General features: G+C 64.2%; 14 protein-coding genes and 2 pseudogenes. 9 read left to right on the forward strand and 7 right to left on the reverse strand.

Features of this window, described 5'->3' with window-relative positions; all coding sequences use genetic code 11:
• Positions 1-143 precede the first annotated feature (143 nt).
• The 4 genes from F0357_RS21500 to F0357_RS21515 form a co-directional block, all read right to left on the reverse strand.
• Positions 144-1,400 carry a cupin domain-containing protein gene (locus F0357_RS21500; protein WP_153489795.1) on the reverse strand — a complete coding sequence of 419 codons (1,257 nt, stop codon included), beginning with the start codon at positions 1,398-1,400 and terminating at the stop codon, positions 144-146.
• A gap of 131 nt (positions 1,401-1,531) precedes the next feature.
• On the reverse strand, positions 1,532-3,613 hold the full coding sequence (locus F0357_RS21505; RefSeq protein WP_208948574.1) for an NAD(+) synthase: 2,082 nt from the start codon (positions 3,611-3,613) through the stop codon (positions 1,532-1,534).
• Between the two features lie 177 nt (positions 3,614-3,790).
• A complete protein-coding gene (locus F0357_RS21510) occupies positions 3,791-4,423 on the reverse strand; it encodes a Vgb family protein (protein WP_153489799.1) in 633 nt (210 codons plus the stop codon).
• Positions 4,424-4,460: 37 nt separating this feature from the next.
• Complete coding sequence (locus F0357_RS21515) at positions 4,461-5,681, reverse strand: helix-turn-helix domain-containing protein (RefSeq protein WP_153489802.1); 1,221 nt, start codon at positions 5,679-5,681, stop codon at positions 4,461-4,463.
• Between the two features lie 325 nt (positions 5,682-6,006).
• Between F0357_RS21515 and F0357_RS21520 the strand changes: the two genes are divergently transcribed.
• The 3 genes from F0357_RS21520 (at position 6,007) to F0357_RS21530 (ending at position 7,689) form a co-directional block, all read left to right on the forward strand.
• Complete coding sequence (locus F0357_RS21520) at positions 6,007-6,471, forward strand: GNAT family N-acetyltransferase (protein ID WP_312861776.1); 465 nt, start codon at positions 6,007-6,009, stop codon at positions 6,469-6,471.
• 128 nt (positions 6,472-6,599) lie between these two features.
• Positions 6,600-7,361 (forward strand): DUF899 domain-containing protein, encoded by a 762-nt coding sequence (locus F0357_RS21525; RefSeq protein WP_153489809.1) that lies wholly within the window; start codon positions 6,600-6,602, stop codon positions 7,359-7,361.
• A 7-nt stretch (positions 7,362-7,368) separates the two neighbouring features.
• Positions 7,369-7,689, forward strand: coding sequence for a hypothetical protein (locus F0357_RS21530; RefSeq protein WP_153489813.1), 321 nt, complete (start codon positions 7,369-7,371; stop codon positions 7,687-7,689).
• A 127-nt stretch (positions 7,690-7,816) separates the two neighbouring features.
• Here F0357_RS21530 and F0357_RS21535 read toward each other — a convergent pair whose 3' ends face one another.
• The 3 genes from F0357_RS21535 to F0357_RS25660 all read right to left on the reverse strand — a co-directional run bounded on the left by F0357_RS21535 (position 7,817) and on the right by F0357_RS25660 (position 9,960).
• Positions 7,817-8,479, reverse strand: a complete 663-nt coding sequence (locus F0357_RS21535; RefSeq protein WP_153489816.1) for a hypothetical protein — start codon at positions 8,477-8,479, stop codon at positions 7,817-7,819.
• 398 nt (positions 8,480-8,877) lie between these two features.
• Positions 8,878-9,507: a hypothetical protein gene (locus F0357_RS21540; protein WP_153489820.1), complete on the reverse strand. Its 630-nt coding sequence runs from the start codon at positions 9,505-9,507 to the stop codon at positions 8,878-8,880.
• Between the two features lie 141 nt (positions 9,508-9,648).
• Positions 9,649-9,960, reverse strand: a complete 312-nt coding sequence (locus F0357_RS25660) for an RT0821/Lpp0805 family surface protein (RefSeq protein ID WP_512700809.1) — start codon at positions 9,958-9,960, stop codon at positions 9,649-9,651.
• 426 nt (positions 9,961-10,386) lie between these two features.
• On the opposite strand from F0357_RS25660, the pseudogene F0357_RS21550 reads away from it, so the two are divergent.
• From F0357_RS21550 to F0357_RS21580, 6 genes and pseudogenes are all read left to right on the forward strand, one after another.
• Positions 10,387-11,141 (forward strand): annotated as a pseudogene (locus F0357_RS21550) (IS5 family transposase).
• Between the two features lie 457 nt (positions 11,142-11,598).
• Positions 11,599-11,994, forward strand: a pseudogene (locus tag F0357_RS25575) (autoinducer binding domain-containing protein).
• A 56-nt stretch (positions 11,995-12,050) separates the two neighbouring features.
• Complete coding sequence (locus F0357_RS21565; RefSeq protein WP_246161897.1) at positions 12,051-12,266, forward strand: response regulator transcription factor; 216 nt, start codon at positions 12,051-12,053, stop codon at positions 12,264-12,266.
• Positions 12,267-12,889: 623 nt separating this feature from the next.
• On the forward strand, positions 12,890-14,113 hold the full coding sequence (locus tag F0357_RS21570) for a GTP-binding protein (RefSeq protein WP_153489836.1): 1,224 nt from the start codon (positions 12,890-12,892) through the stop codon (positions 14,111-14,113).
• Between the two features lie 201 nt (positions 14,114-14,314).
• The gene (locus F0357_RS21575) at positions 14,315-15,463 is read left to right on the forward strand and encodes an ABC transporter substrate-binding protein (protein WP_208948529.1); all 1,149 of its coding nucleotides are present in this window, start codon (positions 14,315-14,317) and stop codon (positions 15,461-15,463) included.
• Positions 15,460-16,215 (forward strand): ABC transporter ATP-binding protein, encoded by a 756-nt coding sequence (locus F0357_RS21580; RefSeq protein WP_312861777.1) that lies wholly within the window; start codon positions 15,460-15,462, stop codon positions 16,213-16,215. The genes F0357_RS21575 and F0357_RS21580 overlap by 4 nt, the downstream gene beginning before the upstream one ends.
• The last annotated feature ends 53 nt before the right edge of the window (positions 16,216-16,268 follow it).

Below are 16,268 nucleotides of genomic sequence, written 5' to 3' on the forward strand. Positions count from 1 at the left end.
CGTCCATGTCACGGGCTGCCCCGTGACACGGCGCGGCCGGATGTGCAGATCTCAACAGGCAACCTAGCCTATGACAGACGCGTGCGAGAAGAGCGTGAAGCTCGACCGGCATGCGTCGGCGTCGACCGGCGTGCAGCGACCGCTTATTCCGGCATGATCTCCGGCTTGTTGTTGGGGAAGCGGGCGATCGTGGCCGCATCGACGTTGAGGTGCTGGGCGACCATCGCCGGCGGCGTGTGGGTCAGCCAGTCACTTAGCGAAACGTCCTGGAATTCCGGCGCACGGAAGACCTCGAGGAAGACGAGATCGGTGTCGCCGACATTGCGGATGTAATGGCCGAGCGATTTCTGTACGTAGCCGATGTCGCCTGGATTGAAATTCTGCGTCACCGCGTTCGGGCCGGTGGTGAAGACGGTCATCTCGCCCTTACCGGCGACATAATATTGCCACTCGTCGGCATTTGGGTGCCAGTGCATCTCGCGTAAGCCGCCGGGATGGACGGTGACGAGGGCGGCGGCGATGGTCTTCGAAATCTTGAAGTTGCGGCTGTCGGCGATGCGCACTTCGCCGCCCGCCGTCTTGCGCACGACGGGCTGGCTCGAGAAGGCGAACGAGGACGGCTCCGTCATGCGCCCCGCCTTGCCGGCGGCGGCGGCCTGATCCGCGGCGAGGGGGCCGGGCATCTTGCCCTGGAAGATGTAGAGATCCGTCAGCGGGATGGTCTTGAAGGTGTCGGCCGGCACGCCGAAATTGAGCGCCAGCACCTCGGGCGGGGTGTGCGCCATCCATTCGGTGAGGAGGAGCGTCGAATATTCCGACGCGGTGCCGTCGTCGAAGCAGAGGATGAACTGAGCGCCGTCCTCGCCGACGCCCTGAAGGGAATGGGGCAGGCCGGCCGGGAAATACCAGATGCCGCCCGTCTCCACGTCCTCGACATTGGCGCGGCCCGTGATGTCGATGGTGGTGATGCGCACCGCGCCGGCGGTCACGAAACCCCATTCGGCGCTCTGGTGCCAGTGCATCTCGCGGATGCCGCCGCGGGTGAGGCGCATGTCGACGCCGGCGATGGTGGTCGAGATCGGGAAGTCGGCCTGGGTCACTTCGCGCGCCCAGCCGCCGTTCTCGACGCGGCGCGGCGCGTTGTTGAACGAGGCCCAGAACAGCGGAAGATTTCCGACGTCCGTCGCCGGCGGGTTGACCGCGCCGGGGAATTGCGACGCGAGCGCGGGGTTCTGCGGACCCGGGATCGTGCCGCTCGACGGATTGCCGGCGATCGCGGGCGCGCCTTGGGCCGGCGTGTCCGGATTGCCGTAGGAGGCGGCCCGGGCGGCGGTCGCGGCGGTGACGACGCCGCCGGCAGCCGCGGCGGCGAGAAGCGAGCGGCGCGAAATCTCTTCCATGACGATCATCCCCCAGTCGGGCTCAATCGGCCCCGTACTCAGCGCCATCTCCGCCCGTTTTCGCGGCGGAGATCAAGCCTTTCGCGACGGCTGCGGCACCGAGACGGTGGGGAGATCCGCGCGTGGCCGCCTCAACGGCCGTCGGCGGCGGCAACGACCGCGTCCGTCACGGCCTCGTTGAGCGCCGCCAGCCAAGCGGTCGCGACGCTGTCCGACGGCGCGCGCCAGTCGCCGCGGGGCGACAGGCTGCCGCCGGCCGAAACCTTCGGTCCGTTCGGGATCGCCGAGCGCTTGAACTGGCTGATCTGGAAGAAGCGGAACAGGAACGTCTCGAGCCACTTGCGGATGGTCGCGAGGTCGTAGGCGTTGCGCGCGTCGACGGGGAAGTCGAACGGCCATGCGCCGGCATCGAGGTCGCGCCAGGCGTGCCAGGCGAGGAAGGCGATCTTCGCCGGCGGCAGGCCCTGGCGCAGCACATGGAACAGGAAGAAATCGTGGAGTTCGTAGGGCCCGATCTTCGATTGGGTGCTCTGCACCTTGCCGTCGGCACCGGGCGGCACGAGCTCCGGCGAGATCTCCGTCGCCAGGATGGCGAGGAGGGTGTCGGCCGCCTGGGGCTCGAACTGCCCGGTCTTCACCGTCCAGCGGATCAGATATTGGATGAGCGTCTTCGGCACGCCGGCATTGACGGCATAATGGCTCATGTGATCGCCGACGCCGTAGGTGCACCAGCCGAGCGCGAGCTCCGAGAGGTCGCCCGTGCCGACCACGAAGCCGTTGTGGTGATTGGCGAGGCGGAAGAGATAGTCGGTCCTCAGGCCCGCCTGAACGTTCTCGAAGGTGACGTCGTAGACCGGCTCGCCGTTCGCGAACGGATGGCCCATGTCGGCGAGCATCTGCCGCGCCGCGGGGCGAATGTCGATCTCCGCCGCCTCGACCCCGAGGGCCCGCATCAGCGCCCAGGCGTTGGCCTTGGTCTCCTCGCCGGTGGCGAAGCCCGGCATGGTGTAGGCGAGGATGGTCGAGCGCGGCAGGCCGAGCCGGTCGCAGACCTTGGCCGCCACCAGCAGCGCGTGGGTGGAATCGAGGCCGCCCGAGATGCCGAGCACCATGTGCTTCGCGCCGGTCGCCTGGAGCCGCTTGGCGAGGCCGGAGACCTGGATGTTGAAGGCCTCGTAGCAATCGAGGTCGAGGCCCTCGCGCGAGCTCGGCACATAGGGGAAGCGCCGCAGCGTCCGCTTGAGCCCGACGTCGGCAAAGCTCGGACGGTGCTCGAAGGTGATGCGGCGGAAGGTCTGTTCCGGATGGCCCGCGAGCGCGGCGGCGTCGTTGAAGGTCGGGGTCCGCAGCCGTTCCAGCCGGAGCCGTTGAAGATCGACATCGGCGATCGTGAGCTGCGGCGCGAGCGGGAAGCGCTCGGCTGCGGCGAGCAGATCGCCGAACTCGTGGATCACGCCTTGGCCGTCCCAGGCGAGGTCGGTCGTGCTCTCGTTCGGGCCGGCCGCCGAGAAGACATAGGCCGCGAGGCACCGCGCCGACTGGGCGGCGGAGAGCAGGGCCCGGTCGGCGGCCTTGCCGACCGTGATGTCGGAGGCCGACAGATTGCAGAGCACCAGCGCGCCGGAGAGGGCGCCCTGGGTCGAGGGCGGCGTCGGCGCCCAATAGTCCTCGCAGATCTCTACATGGAAGATGAAGTCCGCGAGGTCAGCCGCGGCGAACACGAGGTCGGCGCCGAACGGAACGCGCTCGCCGCTCAGGGCCCGGTCGAGGGCGATCTCGCGGCCCGTCAGCCCGGCGCCTGAGGCGAACCAGCGCTTCTCGTAGAACTCGCGGTAGTTCGGCAGGAAGATCTTCGGCACCACGCCGAGAATGCGCCCGCGCGAGACGACGACGGCGCAATTGTAGAGCCGGCCCTCGCGCCTGAGCGGCGCGCCGACGAGAAGCACCGGCGACAGCGTTTCGCTCGCCGCGACGATGCGCGCGAGCCCCTCCTCGACGGCATCGAGCAGGGCATCCTGGAGGAGAAGGTCGTCGATCGCGTAGGACGAGACCGAAAGCTCCGGGAACACGACGAGATCGACGCTCTCGCCGTCGGCGCGGCGGGCGAGGTCGATGATCGCGTCGGTGTTGAAGGCGGGATCGGCCGTGCGCACCGCCGGGGTCGCCGCGGCGACGCGGACGAAGCCGTGGCGCCGTATCGAGAAGAAGGGCAGCTCCAGGCGAGCGCCCGCAATCGGCTCGTCGGTTCTCGCGTCCACGCCTCGATCTCCCGCACGCACCGCCCCGCGATGCAGGCCCGCAGCCACGGGCGATTCACCTGCGCTGAAGCTGGTACCGGCCGGCGATGAAAGCAAGAGGCGAGGGGAAGGCGCAGGTCACGCTGTGACGGCTCAGCGCGGCCGTCGGACGGCGCGGACCTTCCCGCTTGTCGCGCCGCCGCAGAAGAACAGGTCCGCGCCGTTGGATTCGAGGCCCGACACGACCATGCCGGCCGGCATGTCGACCTGTTCGAGCACCTCTGCGGTCCCAGGATCGATCCGGCTGAGCCCGCTCTCGTCCCCTTCCCAGGTGCCATGCCAGAGTTCGCTGTCCACCCAACTGACGCCGGTGACGAAGCGCTTGGTCTCCAGTGTTCGCAAGACCGCCCCCGTGTCGGGATCGATCTGGTGGATCTTCCGCGCCCGGTACTCGCCGACCCAAAGCGATCCCTCGGCCCAGGCGAGCCCGGAATCGCGGCCGCCGGCGGGGGCGGGGATGGTCGCCAGCACCAGTCCGCTTTCGGGATCGATCTTCTGAATCCGCGCTTCGGCGATTTGGTAGAGATGGCGCCCGTCGAAGGCGGTGCCGGCGTGGGCCGGGACCGTGAGGGTGCGGTCCGTTCGGCCGCTCTCCGGGTCGAGCGAGACCAGGTGATCGCCGGCGGCGAACCAGACCTTCCGGCCGTCGAAGGTCACGCCGTGCACGGCGTCGACCTCCGGGAACGGTCCGTATTCACGCACGATGTCGGCACGCGATCGCTTCATGGCGGCGTCCTTTCCGAGGGCGGCGACATCCGCAAATCTAGCCGTCCTGCATGAGCGCAGGGAGTAACAAGGTCGTCGTGAAACCGGGTAGGGGCGCCGCCATCCAGCGCCGCGCGCGACCGCGGCCGAAGGCCTCGACCTTGCCGGAGGTGCAGAGCCCGTCGAGCGCGCGCTGGACCGTGCGCTGGCTCGACCCGAGCGCGACGGCGAGCGCCCCGCTCGACCATTGTTCGCCGTCGCTCAAAAGGGCGAGGACCGCCGCTTGCGGTTCCTCGATTGGGTGGGCGAGCACCGCGACCTCCGTGCCGTCCGGCACGGCGAGGGTGAAGCCCCGCCTTGTCGACCGTACCTCGGCGACGGGCCGGATGACCGCCCGGAGCCGGCCGATTTCGACCCGCAGCCGCGCGCGGTGGGACTCGTCGGCCTGCTTGCCGCGGAAGGCGCGGGTGATAAGGGCGTCGCGCGGGACATCCAGTGGCCACGCCTCGGCCATCGCGCGGAGCAGGGTGAAAAGGACGGGGCGGCGCGCGAGAGCGATCTCGGCTTCGCCCTGCCGCGCGACCGAGCGGCAGGCATCGACAAGGAGGACCGCGGTCCGCCGCAGGGTGTCCACCTCGTCGAGAAGGATCGGACGATCCTTGCCTTGCGAGATCAAACGCGCCGCGGGCGTGACCAGAAGGCGGCCGGCGGCGTCCACCTCGGCGATGAGGGTTGGAATGCGGGCTTGGCGGGCCGCGGCCGCGGCCTCCGTGAACGCGATGCGGGCGGCGCCCGCGTCGAGACGGCGCATCGCGAGCCCGCCGCGCACGAGCGCCGCGATCGTCCGCGATGCCGGCGATAGGTCCCCCGCGTCGAGGGCGTCGAGTGCCCGCTCGGCCGCATCGACCTCGCCGATGAGGAGCCGGCGGCGGATGTCGAGCAGGCGCGCATGGCCGGCATTCGCGCGGTCATCATGGGCTTCGAGGATCTGCCAGGCCGCCTCGAGGCCCGATGCGCTTGCGGCAAGATCGCGGGCCGCGAACGCGATTTCGGCTTCGGCGACGCGGCATCGGGCGCGGGCGAGCGGTTCCTTTGGCCCGAAGGCCCGGGCGGCCGCGCGGACCAGCGTTCGCGCCCGGGCAAGGTCGCCGAGCTGCGCCATGGCGATGCCGCGGATCGCGAGCGCCGGGGCGTCGTTGCGCAGAGCGACGCGGTTGAGGGCGCCGAAGGGATCGCCCGCCGCAAGTGCCCGACCGGCCGCCGTGATCAGCGAGTCCATGAAGATCTCGTCGCCTCGTGGCTCAAGGTCCGGAAGTACGATCCCGGGGCCATACTCACCGACGATAGCAAGGCGCAGCACGCGGCGGATTGGATGCATGCGCGGAAGCCGCGCAGCAAGGAAATAGCTGCGTAATCAACGTTGCTTCGTCCCGTCATGCAGCTGATCCTCTTTGTGGTGCGTCGATAAGCGACCCGACACGGCCGAGGCGACGTGGCCACGGCCGGATCGCGCCAATTGCGATCATTGCGCGGTCTGCAAAAACCCCTATCGTTCGGGCGCCCCGTCCAGCGGATATTCATGTAAGGGATGCTTCTCATTGCGTGTGAAAGTTGACGTTGAAAGCCAGCCTGACGAGCGCGACATACGTCTAATCGACGAGGGGCTGGATACATTCAATGCTTCCAAAGCAGGCCCAGACAATGCGCAAGACCTTTGGATCATGGCTCGCCAGGGAGATGGGAGTTTGCTTGGCGGATTGAAAGGCCGAACCTTTTATGGATGGCTTTTTATTGACTGGCTGTGGGTATCCCCAGCAGCTCGTGGTCATGGCATTGGGGCGAGGCTACTCGCGAGGGCAGAGCATGAAGCAAAGCAACGACAGTGTATTGGAGCTTATGTAGACACATTCAGTTTTCAAGCGCCAGAGTTCTATCGGCGGAACGGTTATGTTGAGTTCGGTAGGATTGCGGAACTTCCTCCTGGGCATTTTTGCATATGGCTGAAAAAGACATTCCAGGCGCTGCCGCTTGATGTGAGCAAAGAGCCGGCAGGCGCGTTCGCTCGCTGACGGTCTGGTATCGCGGGAATCCCGCCACACTTGTCACTCCCGGGCTCGGTCCGGGAGCGCGCACTCTACCGCATCGCCGCCCACAACCCGCCGCCACGGCGGGGCGCGGCTTTCACGAGGAGTGTGCAATGACATCGCATCCCATTGGAACGCGCGAAGATTGGCTCGCCGCCCGGCTCGATCTGCTCGCGGCGGAGAAGGACCTGACCCGCCGCAGCGACGCTCTCGCCGCGCGTCGCCAGCAAATGCCCTGGGTCCGGATCGACACGACCTATCGGTTCGATACGGACGACGGCCCCGCGTCGCTCGCCGACCTTTTCCGCGGCCGGTCGCAACTCCTCGTCTACCACTTCATGTTCGGGCCGGACTACAAGGCGGGCTGCCCCTCGTGCTCGATGATCGCGGATGGCTTCGACGGCTTCGCCGTCCACCTCGCCAACCACGACGTCATGTTGACGGCCGTCTCGCGGGCGCCGCTCGCCAAGCTCGCCGCCTACAAGGCGCGGATGGGCTGGCGCTTTCCGTGGGCGTCGTCGGAAGGAGACTTCACGTTCGATTTCAACGTCGCCTTCACCGAGGAAGAACAGCGGACGGGCCGCATCGACTACAATTATCGTCGCGGCGGCCACGCGATGGACGACGCCGAAATTCCGCCGCCGGTGGCGGAATTCGCCGCGTCCTGTGGCACCGACGCGATGACCTATACGCGCGATCGGCCGGGCATGAGCGCCTTCGTCCTGGAAGACGGCGTCGTCTACCACACCTACTCGACCTATGCCCGCGGCCTCGACGGACTTTGGGGCGCCTATCAATGGCTCGACCGGGCGCCCAAAGGGCGCAACGAGACCGGCGTGTGGTGGCGCCGTCGCGACGAATACCGGGCGGCGTGAGGGTCCGATGGGACGCTCCCCGGATACGCCGGGCGTCGGCGGTCGCGATACCGACATCGGGAGGGGCGGCGCGCGCCTCCCCACGGCCGATGTTCTCTGCCTGGCCGCTGCGCCGACCTTCGCCATCATGGCCGTGCTGAGCGTGGTCCGCGACGGTGCGATGGCCGATCCGCTCTGTACCGCGGCCTACGGAGCGGGACCCGCCGGCAGCATGGCGGCGATGTATCTCCTCATGAGCGTCTTCCACGCCCCGGTCTGGCTGCGCTGGGCCTTGGCGCGGAGGAAGGGCGACCCGAGATCGACGACGGACGTGGTGCGCGGGGCCTGAAAGCGGCCGCAGCGAACCCTGCCTTGGGCTGCGCCGCGTGCCGGTGGGGCAGCCCAAGGAACCGGACGCGCGAACCTATCGCTCGACGCACCGCGAGATCTCGCTAGAAACTCTACCTCGACGAAGCTTAGTTTCCATACGAGCTACGTGTCTCTTCAACCTGTCTCTTTATTGAGTTGATCGATCTCTCATCAAGTTCCTGTTGGAAATTTCGCCTATCTGTCTGGCAATAATCATCACAATATGTCGATTGTCCGGTGGAGGCGGACTGAGAATCAGTCATCGCGGCTGCAACAACTGATGCGGCAACTTCATTCGCGCCAGATTGCCCCAAGGGTCTGCATTCTCCCGGGAAATCCCAGAACTCAAGGCAAGACAATCTGCCATTGCGTATTTTTACTTTTACCCATCCTGTATTACTGTTATTGAACGTGTATTCCCCGTACACATTCATGGTTGTACTATTTGCGGAGCCAGAAAGTATCTTTATGTTTCTAACAGAACCCGTGTTGTAAGTATTAAGCATCCAGCCTGCTGAATCCGCTTGCACGATCGAATCCAAGGCTGCCGCCAAGCTGTCAGGTCGGTGCTCCTGTTGGGCTACCGCGGCGCGTGGCGCCGGCCGCCAAACACCGTCCGCGCCGGGGCACATCAGGATCGACCGGCCGGCGTCAGGGCCGTCCGATTGCCGCATCATTTCGCAGGAGTCCCCTGCCAGCGCATGCGTCTCGAAACCTCCGGTCAGCGTAGTAACAATAAGAGTGACGAGAATGTATTTATTATGTAACATCAGTAAACTCCAACGTATAGACCGCGATATCTGCAATACAAATTCTAATAGAGCTACGTCATGATAGAGGCGCCTTGCGCGCATCGCGGAGGTGTAATCATGTCCGAGAAGCGTAAAGCAATATAACGCGCTATAACTTCGTTATGTATGAAATTGTAATGCAATACATCATCAGATTTTTATCTATTTGTCGCCGCGGTCTCAATATTCCTGAATCGGAAGCGGATCTGAGGTTTGTAGGGAATAAAATGTGTCAGTTGCGACTCAATCACGGCCTGTGTCGTTCCAGCAGGGAACAGAATCGCCTTGACCGCAAATTTCTGAATTTTTATCGATTTTCTTTCCCAGTTGATCATCGCACTCTTTCCGGGAATAATTGAAATAGCTGTTCAACGGTGTCATTTACTAAAATCTATCATATTCAGCCCAATATCTGATAGCGTTGCGCATTGCTTCAAATCTTCAAAGAGCTGGTTGGATTCCGGGTTTCTTCTGTAATCGGAAATGTATTCATCTTTTATGGGGCCCACGGCGATGGAGGCGACCGCTTCTGCGATGCGATCTGAGTCCATGGCCTGATCAACGAATGCCTTTGCAAACGCATCTTGATGGACGATGGTGTCCATCGCGTAAGATTTGAACGTGGAATCTGCAGAATCCTTAATGGATTGGTCGTCTACGCGTTGCGCAATATCAGATAGTGCGGCAGCCGCACCCACGCAACGCAGATATACATTGAAAATAGCTGTTCCTTGTCGAGAATTTGCCAGCTCATAGTGTCCGGAACGATCGTTTATTGTCACTGAGCCTTGCGGGTCCAAGCAAACGAAACGTCGCACGGACGTGCTCGGCATTGCGACCATGCATCCCACGAAATCAGCCTTCAATTGCGATATTGAAGGAATATCCGCTGCGCTGGCGATCAGCGTCGGCACACGTGGCAGTTCGCTCTCCTCAGCGGTAGTGGCGGTACCCTGAAAACCGGCCAAGAGGACAGCCGTCGCGGCAATAACTTGAATTGCGGACAAGGTTCATTCTCCCGAATCGTGTAGGTGGATGTCGATCGAAGAAATCTCGTTTCGGCTCCCAGGATCCTGTTTCGGCAAAAAGAATCGTCTTATGGTTTTGACCGCGCGTCGCGCACGGTGGCACGGTGGCCGATACGGCATTTATGTCGCCGACCATGTACCGTCAGGCTGCTTGCATTTCTTGATCGGTGCGCTGGCGTTCTTGCCGTCTACGGTAGCGCCTTGCTCGATCAAGCGGCAGGTCCGGCCATTCTCAGTAGTCTGGTTGAGCGCGACCGCGCTGACGCGGTGCCCGTTCTGCGGATTGATCCAAGTAACCGGACGATTGAGGCGCCCCTTGAGCGCGGCCTGGGTGTTTCGGTTCAGTGCCTCCCGATCCTGTTCATCAAGCGCGGCACCGATCGCGCTACCGATCAATCCTCCGGCGATCGCTCCGACGCCTGTGGCGACCACCGCGCCCGCGCCGCTCCCGAACTGGGAGCCGGCAACCCCCCGATCATTGCTCCGATGCCGGTGCCGATCAGTTGCTTATCAGATGAAGCTGTGGAGCATCCCGAAAGGATCGCCGAGAGAAAAGCAATGTAAGTGATCCTTGCGTATATCGTCATTGCTTAATATCGCATCCCGGCGCGGTGTTCGCCCGAACCGACCGCGTCTCGATTTGAATTGAGGCGGAAGGGATCGCGAGCACGCGAGACGAGGTGGCCGCGCAATGTCGCTTGAGAAGACTATGCGCATTCGGTGAGGCCGTTGCGACTACGGAGGTTCGTAGTTGCGCGACCCCGCGTGATCTCGGGCGTGACGGTCTAGGCAGTGGCCCGATAAATTTGCGTGCTCGGGTTTGTTGTGATTCAAGCTCCCGAACTGGGAGTGAGAGAGATGCGACGCCACGAGCTGACCGACGAGGAATGGGCGGTCATCGCGCCGCTGCTGCCGAACAAGGTGCGCGGCGTTGCGCGGGTAGACGACCGCAGGGTGATCAACGGCATCCTCTGGCGTTTTCGGACCGGTGCGCCGTGGCGAGATGTGCCGGAGCGCTATGGCCCCCGCACGACCCTCTACAACCGGTTCGTGCGCTGGCGGGCGGCTGGGGTCTGGGACCGGCTGCTGGAGGCTGTGTCGGCCGCTTATGACGGCGACATCGTGATGATCGACTACTCCTGCGTTCGCGTCCACCAGCATGGTGCCGCGATCAAAAAGGGGGCGACGACGATCGTTGCATGGGACGCTCCCGGGGCGGCCTGACCACGAAGATCCATGCCTTGGTCGACGCCGAGGGTCGACCGATCCATCTCTTGCTCACGGTCGGGCAGGCCGGCGATGCGCCGGCGGGGCGGGAGTTGCTGGCCCATCTCCCACAGGGCGGCATCCTTCTCGCCGACAAGGCCTACGATACCGACGCTATCCGCGCCGAGACGGCCGAGCGCGGCACTTTTGCCAACGTGCCGGCACGCGTCATCCGCAAGCGCACCTTCGCTTTCAGCCCCTGGCTCTACCGCCAGAGGAACCAAATCGAGCGGTTCTTCAACCGCATCAAGCAGATGCGAGGCCTCGCAACGCGCTACGACCGCCGTCCGGACAACTTCCTCGCAGCCCTCAAGCTCGCCGCAACTCGCATCTGGATCAATCCGTAATGAGTCCGCTGCCTAGGCGACGATCGATATAGCTGTGAGGCCGCGAGCGGCGCCGCTCAGGTGCCCACCGCGTCTCATTTCGCTTAATTATTTCAAGCGCTTGATCCTGTTCGAGCGGAACGAGGAGCCGCGATCTGGATGGGCATGAAGCGGATAGACGATTGGACGAGGATATGATACGAAAAAGTAGAAAAGAGAGATGAAAAATAAAGATACTATAGCCATGTGAGCGTTCAACATTCGTGAGATTTTGAACGCGAGTGTTTTTGGTGCCGTTTTCACGTGGAGAGGCCGATTTGGGCGCTTTGACGCATAATATGGGTCTATTACATCAAGAATTGGTGCGGGTTATTATTGGTTAAGCTAGGGCGAAGCGCTTATGTTACGCGGGGGTGGCGCAGTGTCTGCAATTTTGTCGGCCGATTTCATGGGCTTTGCGGAGCATTCGAACCAGTGTATGTCACTCGTTGATTTAAAAGAAATTTTCGATAAATCGTTGCGCGATCTTGGATTTGATGCATACGTTTTTAGTTTAGTGCGGAGTCGCTACGATTATGACGGCCATTTCGTATTGAATAGATATCCTGAGGAGTGGTCGAGGCATTATAGAAAGTATGACTACATGAAATTTGATCCGGTGTACCGGATGGCGTGACAGAAAAGCCGCGTCTTTGATTGGGAAAGTATAGATCGCTTCGGGCCGATGTCAAAAGCCGAGCGCCGCCTCATGGATGAGGCTGGCGAAGCGGGATTGCGCAGTGGAGCGACCGTTTCGATCCATGTCGGTCTTGGCCGGATGGCAGGGTTTAGTTTCGCCAGTAGCCTGAGCGTGCCTCTCCCCCGGGCATGCTGAGCTACATCTATGCGCTTGCGGGTCAGTTCCAGTTGACCCATGAGAGGCTTAGTGACATGCCCGCTGCGCCCCCGGTGCTTTTGTCGGACCGCCAGACGGAGGTTCTTAAGTGGGCTGCCGCAGGCAAAAGCCGCGGTGTGACAGCAGACATCATGAATATTTCCGAGGCTGCTGTCGACGACCATTTTCGCCGAATCTTTAAGAAGCTTAATTGCAATGATAAAGTCGTGGCCGTATTGCGCGCGATGTCGTCAGGTATAATTCATCTCTAAGCGCGTGGCTATTGGGGCGCCGCGGCGAGAGAAGGGGTTCGCGGGAAGTGCCGTGATGCCGGCGGTGGCGCGAGCGATATCGTCGGGGGCGAGACAGAGCCCATTTGAGGTTGTTCTGGTCACGGACGGGCGGCCACGGACTCGTTCTGTACCGCGGCCTACGGAGCGGGACCCGCAGGCAGCATGGCGGCGATGTATCTCCTCATGAGCGTCTTCCACGCCCCGGTCTGGCTACGCTGGGCCTTGGCGCGGAGGAAGGGCGACCCGAGATCGGCGACGGACGTGGTGCGCGGGGCCTGAAAGGGGGGCCATATCCGCAGCGAACCCTGCCTTTGGCAGCGCCGCGTGCCGGTGGCGCAGCCCAAGGAACCGGACGCGCGAACCTGTCGCTCGACGGCTGACGCCGACTCGGTCTCTCGTTCTTCGGTGCCCCGCCTCTCTCCTCTCCGCAGCCCGCTGTTCCGCGCCGCTCTGCCTCCCGTCTTTCCTCCCTTTCCATTCCAGCCGGCTCTTTCCCCTTCTTCCGTCTCCGCTCCGTTCGATCCTCCGCCCTTGACCCCGCCTCGGAGATCGGGATTATGTAATGTTATAACATTGCAATTGTGGACCATCGTGAGCCGACCATGAGCCTTGCGAGCCTGCGCGAGACGCGCCTTCCCGTCACCGTCCTGTCCGGCTTCCTCGGAGCCGGCAAGACGACGGTGCTCAACCATATCCTCGCCAACCGCGAGGGCCGCCGCGTCGCGGTCATCGTCAACGACATGAGCGAGGTCAACATCGATGCGGAACTCGTCCGCCAGGACGGCGGTCTGTCGCGCACCGAGGAGAAGCTCGTCGAGATGACCAACGGGTGCATCTGCTGCACCCTGCGCGACGATCTCCTCGTCGAGGTGAACCGCCTCGCGCGGGAGGGGCGCTTCGATTATCTCGTCATCGAGGGCACCGGCATCGCCGAGCCGCTGCCGGTCGCCGCGACCTTCGAGTTCCGCGACGAGGAGGGCCGCAGCCTCTCCGACGTCGCCCGCCTCGATTGCATGGTCACGGTCGTCGACGCGGCGACGCTGGCGCGGGATTATGCGAGCCACGATTTCCTCAAAGACCGCGGCGAGACGGCGGGCGAGGGCGACGAGCGGGCGCTCGTCGATCTCATCGTCGAGCAGATCGAGTTCGCCGACGTCGTCGTGCTCAACAAGATCGACCTCGCCACAGTGTCCGAGCTCGCGACCGCCCGCCGCATCGTCGCGGCGCTGAATGGCGAGGCGCGCATCGTCGAGGCGGAGCAGGGGCGTGTCCCGCTCGAGGCGGTGCTCGCGACCGGACTGTTCGATTTCGAGCGCGCCGAGATGCACCCGCTCTGGTTCAAGGAGCTCAACGGCTTCAAGAGCCACATTCCGGAAACCGAGGAATACGGCATCCGCTCGTTCGTCTATCGCGAGCGGCGTCCGTTCGACCCTGCGCTGTTCCACGCCTTCACCCAGGAGGCGTGGCCCGGCGTGATCCGCGCCAAGGGGTTCTTCTGGCTCGCGACGCGGCCCGACGACGTCGGCGAGATCGCCCAGGCCGGCGCCTTGGTGCGCACCGCCCGGCGCGGCCTGTGGTGGTCGTCGGTGCCGAGCGCGCGGTGGCCCGACAATCCGGACTGGCGGGCCTCGATGGCGCCCTATCTCGATCCGGTGTGGGGCGATCGTCGGCAGGAGATCGTCTTCATCGGCATCGACCCGATGGACGAGACGGCGCTGCGCGCTCGCCTCGATTCCTGCCTGGTCGGCCGCGCCACCGCCTTCACGCCCTCCGCCTGGCGTCGCCTCGCCGACCCGTTCCCGCTCTGGCCGCGCCGGGCCGCGTGACGGCGCGCGTGCGCAACGCGCATTCTACGCGCATCGCGTGTTTCGGCGATTCACGGATGAAAATTCCTCTTCATGCCGGCTGGTGAGAGATTTTTATCCCAGCGAAGCGGCAAAAGACGGCCGCTTCGCTATAAGTACACGCAAACGATCGATTATGTTCACTTCACCGCGTTTGGGGCACCCCGCTTCCGGAGTGATGAGATGAACGGATCGATCTTCCCGATGGTGAACCGCCGTCGCCTGCTGCAATTGTCTGCCGCGGGAACGGCCTTGACCGTGCTTCAGGTCGGTTTTGGCCGCGGCGCGTTCGCCGACACCGGGCCGGCGCTGACCTGGATCAGCCCGCGCGGCTATGTCGAGACGCCGGACGATTTCCACTATCGCATCGCCGAGAAGCTCGGCTTCTTCGGCGATCTCAAGGTCGAATATCTCGCCGGTCCGCAGGATGGCACGGCGAGCGTCAAGTTCGTCGATCAGGGGCAGGCGCAGCTCGGCGCGCCGTCTCCGGGCGTGTTCGCCCTCGGCGTCGACCACGGCCTCGACATCGCGTTCTTCTTCGCCAAGCACCCGGTCGACATCTTCAGCTTTGCGTTCCGCAAGGGGCAGGCGGTGAAGGATCCGCGTGAGCTCGCCGGCAAGACCGTGCTGCTCGGCAGCATCGGCTGGAAGCCGATCGTCGATGCCGAGGTGGCGCAGGTCGGCGTCGATCCGGCCACGGTCAATTCGGTCGAGGCCGGCGCCGGCTGGGCGCAGGCGCTCGCCGCCGGCAACGGCGATGCGGCCCTGGTCTGGGAAGGCTTGCGCTCACAATGGGCCGCGCAGGGCCTCGATTTCGATTATCTGTCGCTGGTGAAGACCTCCAAGTTCCCCGCGAACGGCGAGATCCTCAAGAAGTCGTCGCTCGCGGACCCGGCGAAGCGCCAATTGTACGCCGATTATGCCCGCGGCCTCGCCAAGGGCTATGCCTTCGCCTACGCCAACCCGCGCGCCGCCGCGGCGATCGTCGACGAGGCGTTTCCGAGCATCGCCGGCAAGGGCACGCCGGAGGAGCGCACCGAATATATCGTGCAGCTCTCGAACACGACGCGCGGCCCCTATACGGACACGAAGGGCTGGGGCTACCAGCACGTGCCGCAATATCAGGAGTTCTTCGACATCGCGCTCAAGATCGGGACGATCTCGAAGCCGATCGACGCCTCGAAGGTCGTCCTCAACGACGTGGTGCCTTACGCCAACGAGTTCGACAAGGCGGCGCTGAAGGCGCAGGCGGAGGCCTATCCGCTGCCGGATGCCTACAAGGCCGTCGACATCGCAGCGATCCGCGCCCGCAACCCGGTCGCTTATCCGTGAGCCTCGCGATCGACGTCAAAGGCGCGAACAAGGTCTATCGCTCCGGCACGGACCTCGTTCCCGCTTTGAGCGGTGTCTCGTTCTCGGTCGAGGCGGGGGAGTTCGTCTCCCTCCTCGGCCCATCGGGCTGCGGCAAGTCCACGCTGTTGTGGGCGATCGCCGGTCTCAAGCCGCTCGATTCCGGCACGGTGTGGCTCGGTACGAAGGCGGTGACGGCGCCCCAGCCGGAGATGTCCATCATCTTCCAGGAGCCGACGCTGCTGCCGTGGCGCTCGGTCGGCGACAACATCGCGCTGCCGCTCGAACTGCGTCCCGCCGCCCGCGACGGCGCCCGGGAGCGCATCGCGCGGCTGATCCGCCGGGTCGGGCTCGAAGGGTTTGAGAGCCGCTATCCGAAGGAGCTCTCGGGCGGCATGCAGCAGCGCGCCTCGATCGTGCGGGCGCTCGCGGCGGATCCGTCCGTCCTCCTGCTCGACGAGCCGTTCAGCGCCCTCGACCCGTTCACCCGGGAGGACATGAACCTGCTCCTGCAGGATCTCTGGCTCGAGACCCGCAAGACCATGGTTCTCGTCACCCATTCGATCGAGGAGGCGATCCTCCTCTCCGATCGGATCATCGTGATGACGCCGCGTCCGGGCCGCATCCGGCTCGAGCGCGAGGTCGATCTGCCGCGGCCGAGGACGCTCGATCTGCTGTCTTCGCCGGAATTCTTCTCGATCGCCGCCGACGTGCGGCGCGCCATCGTCCATTGAACGTGCGTGGGGTCCGCCGGCCACGGACCGGAACGGCGGACCGCGCTTCGGGC

Source organism: Segnochrobactrum spirostomi, assembly GCF_009600605.1.
In the GTDB taxonomy this organism is placed as follows: Bacteria; Pseudomonadota; Alphaproteobacteria; order Rhizobiales; family Segnochrobactraceae; genus Segnochrobactrum; species Segnochrobactrum spirostomi.

Coding starts and splice junctions, on each gene's coding strand:
- F0357_RS21500 (WP_153489795.1), bottom strand. CDS start 1,400: ATGGAAGAGATTTCGCGCCGCTCGCTTCTCGCCGCCGCGGCTGCCGGC.
- F0357_RS21510 (WP_153489799.1), bottom strand. CDS start 4,423: ATGAAGCGATCGCGTGCCGACATCGTGCGTGAATACGGACCGTTCCCG.
- F0357_RS21515 (WP_153489802.1), bottom strand. CDS start 5,681: ATGGACTCGCTGATCACGGCGGCCGGTCGGGCACTTGCGGCGGGCGAT.
- F0357_RS21525 (WP_153489809.1), top strand. CDS start 6,600: ATGACATCGCATCCCATTGGAACGCGCGAAGATTGGCTCGCCGCCCGG.
- F0357_RS21530 (WP_153489813.1), top strand. CDS start 7,369: ATGGGACGCTCCCCGGATACGCCGGGCGTCGGCGGTCGCGATACCGAC.
- F0357_RS21535 (WP_153489816.1), bottom strand. CDS start 8,479: ATGTTACATAATAAATACATTCTCGTCACTCTTATTGTTACTACGCTG.
- F0357_RS21565 (WP_246161897.1), top strand. CDS start 12,051: ATGCCCGCTGCGCCCCCGGTGCTTTTGTCGGACCGCCAGACGGAGGTT.
- F0357_RS21570 (WP_153489836.1), top strand. CDS start 12,890: ATGAGCCTTGCGAGCCTGCGCGAGACGCGCCTTCCCGTCACCGTCCTG.
- F0357_RS21575 (WP_208948529.1), top strand. CDS start 14,315: ATGAACGGATCGATCTTCCCGATGGTGAACCGCCGTCGCCTGCTGCAA.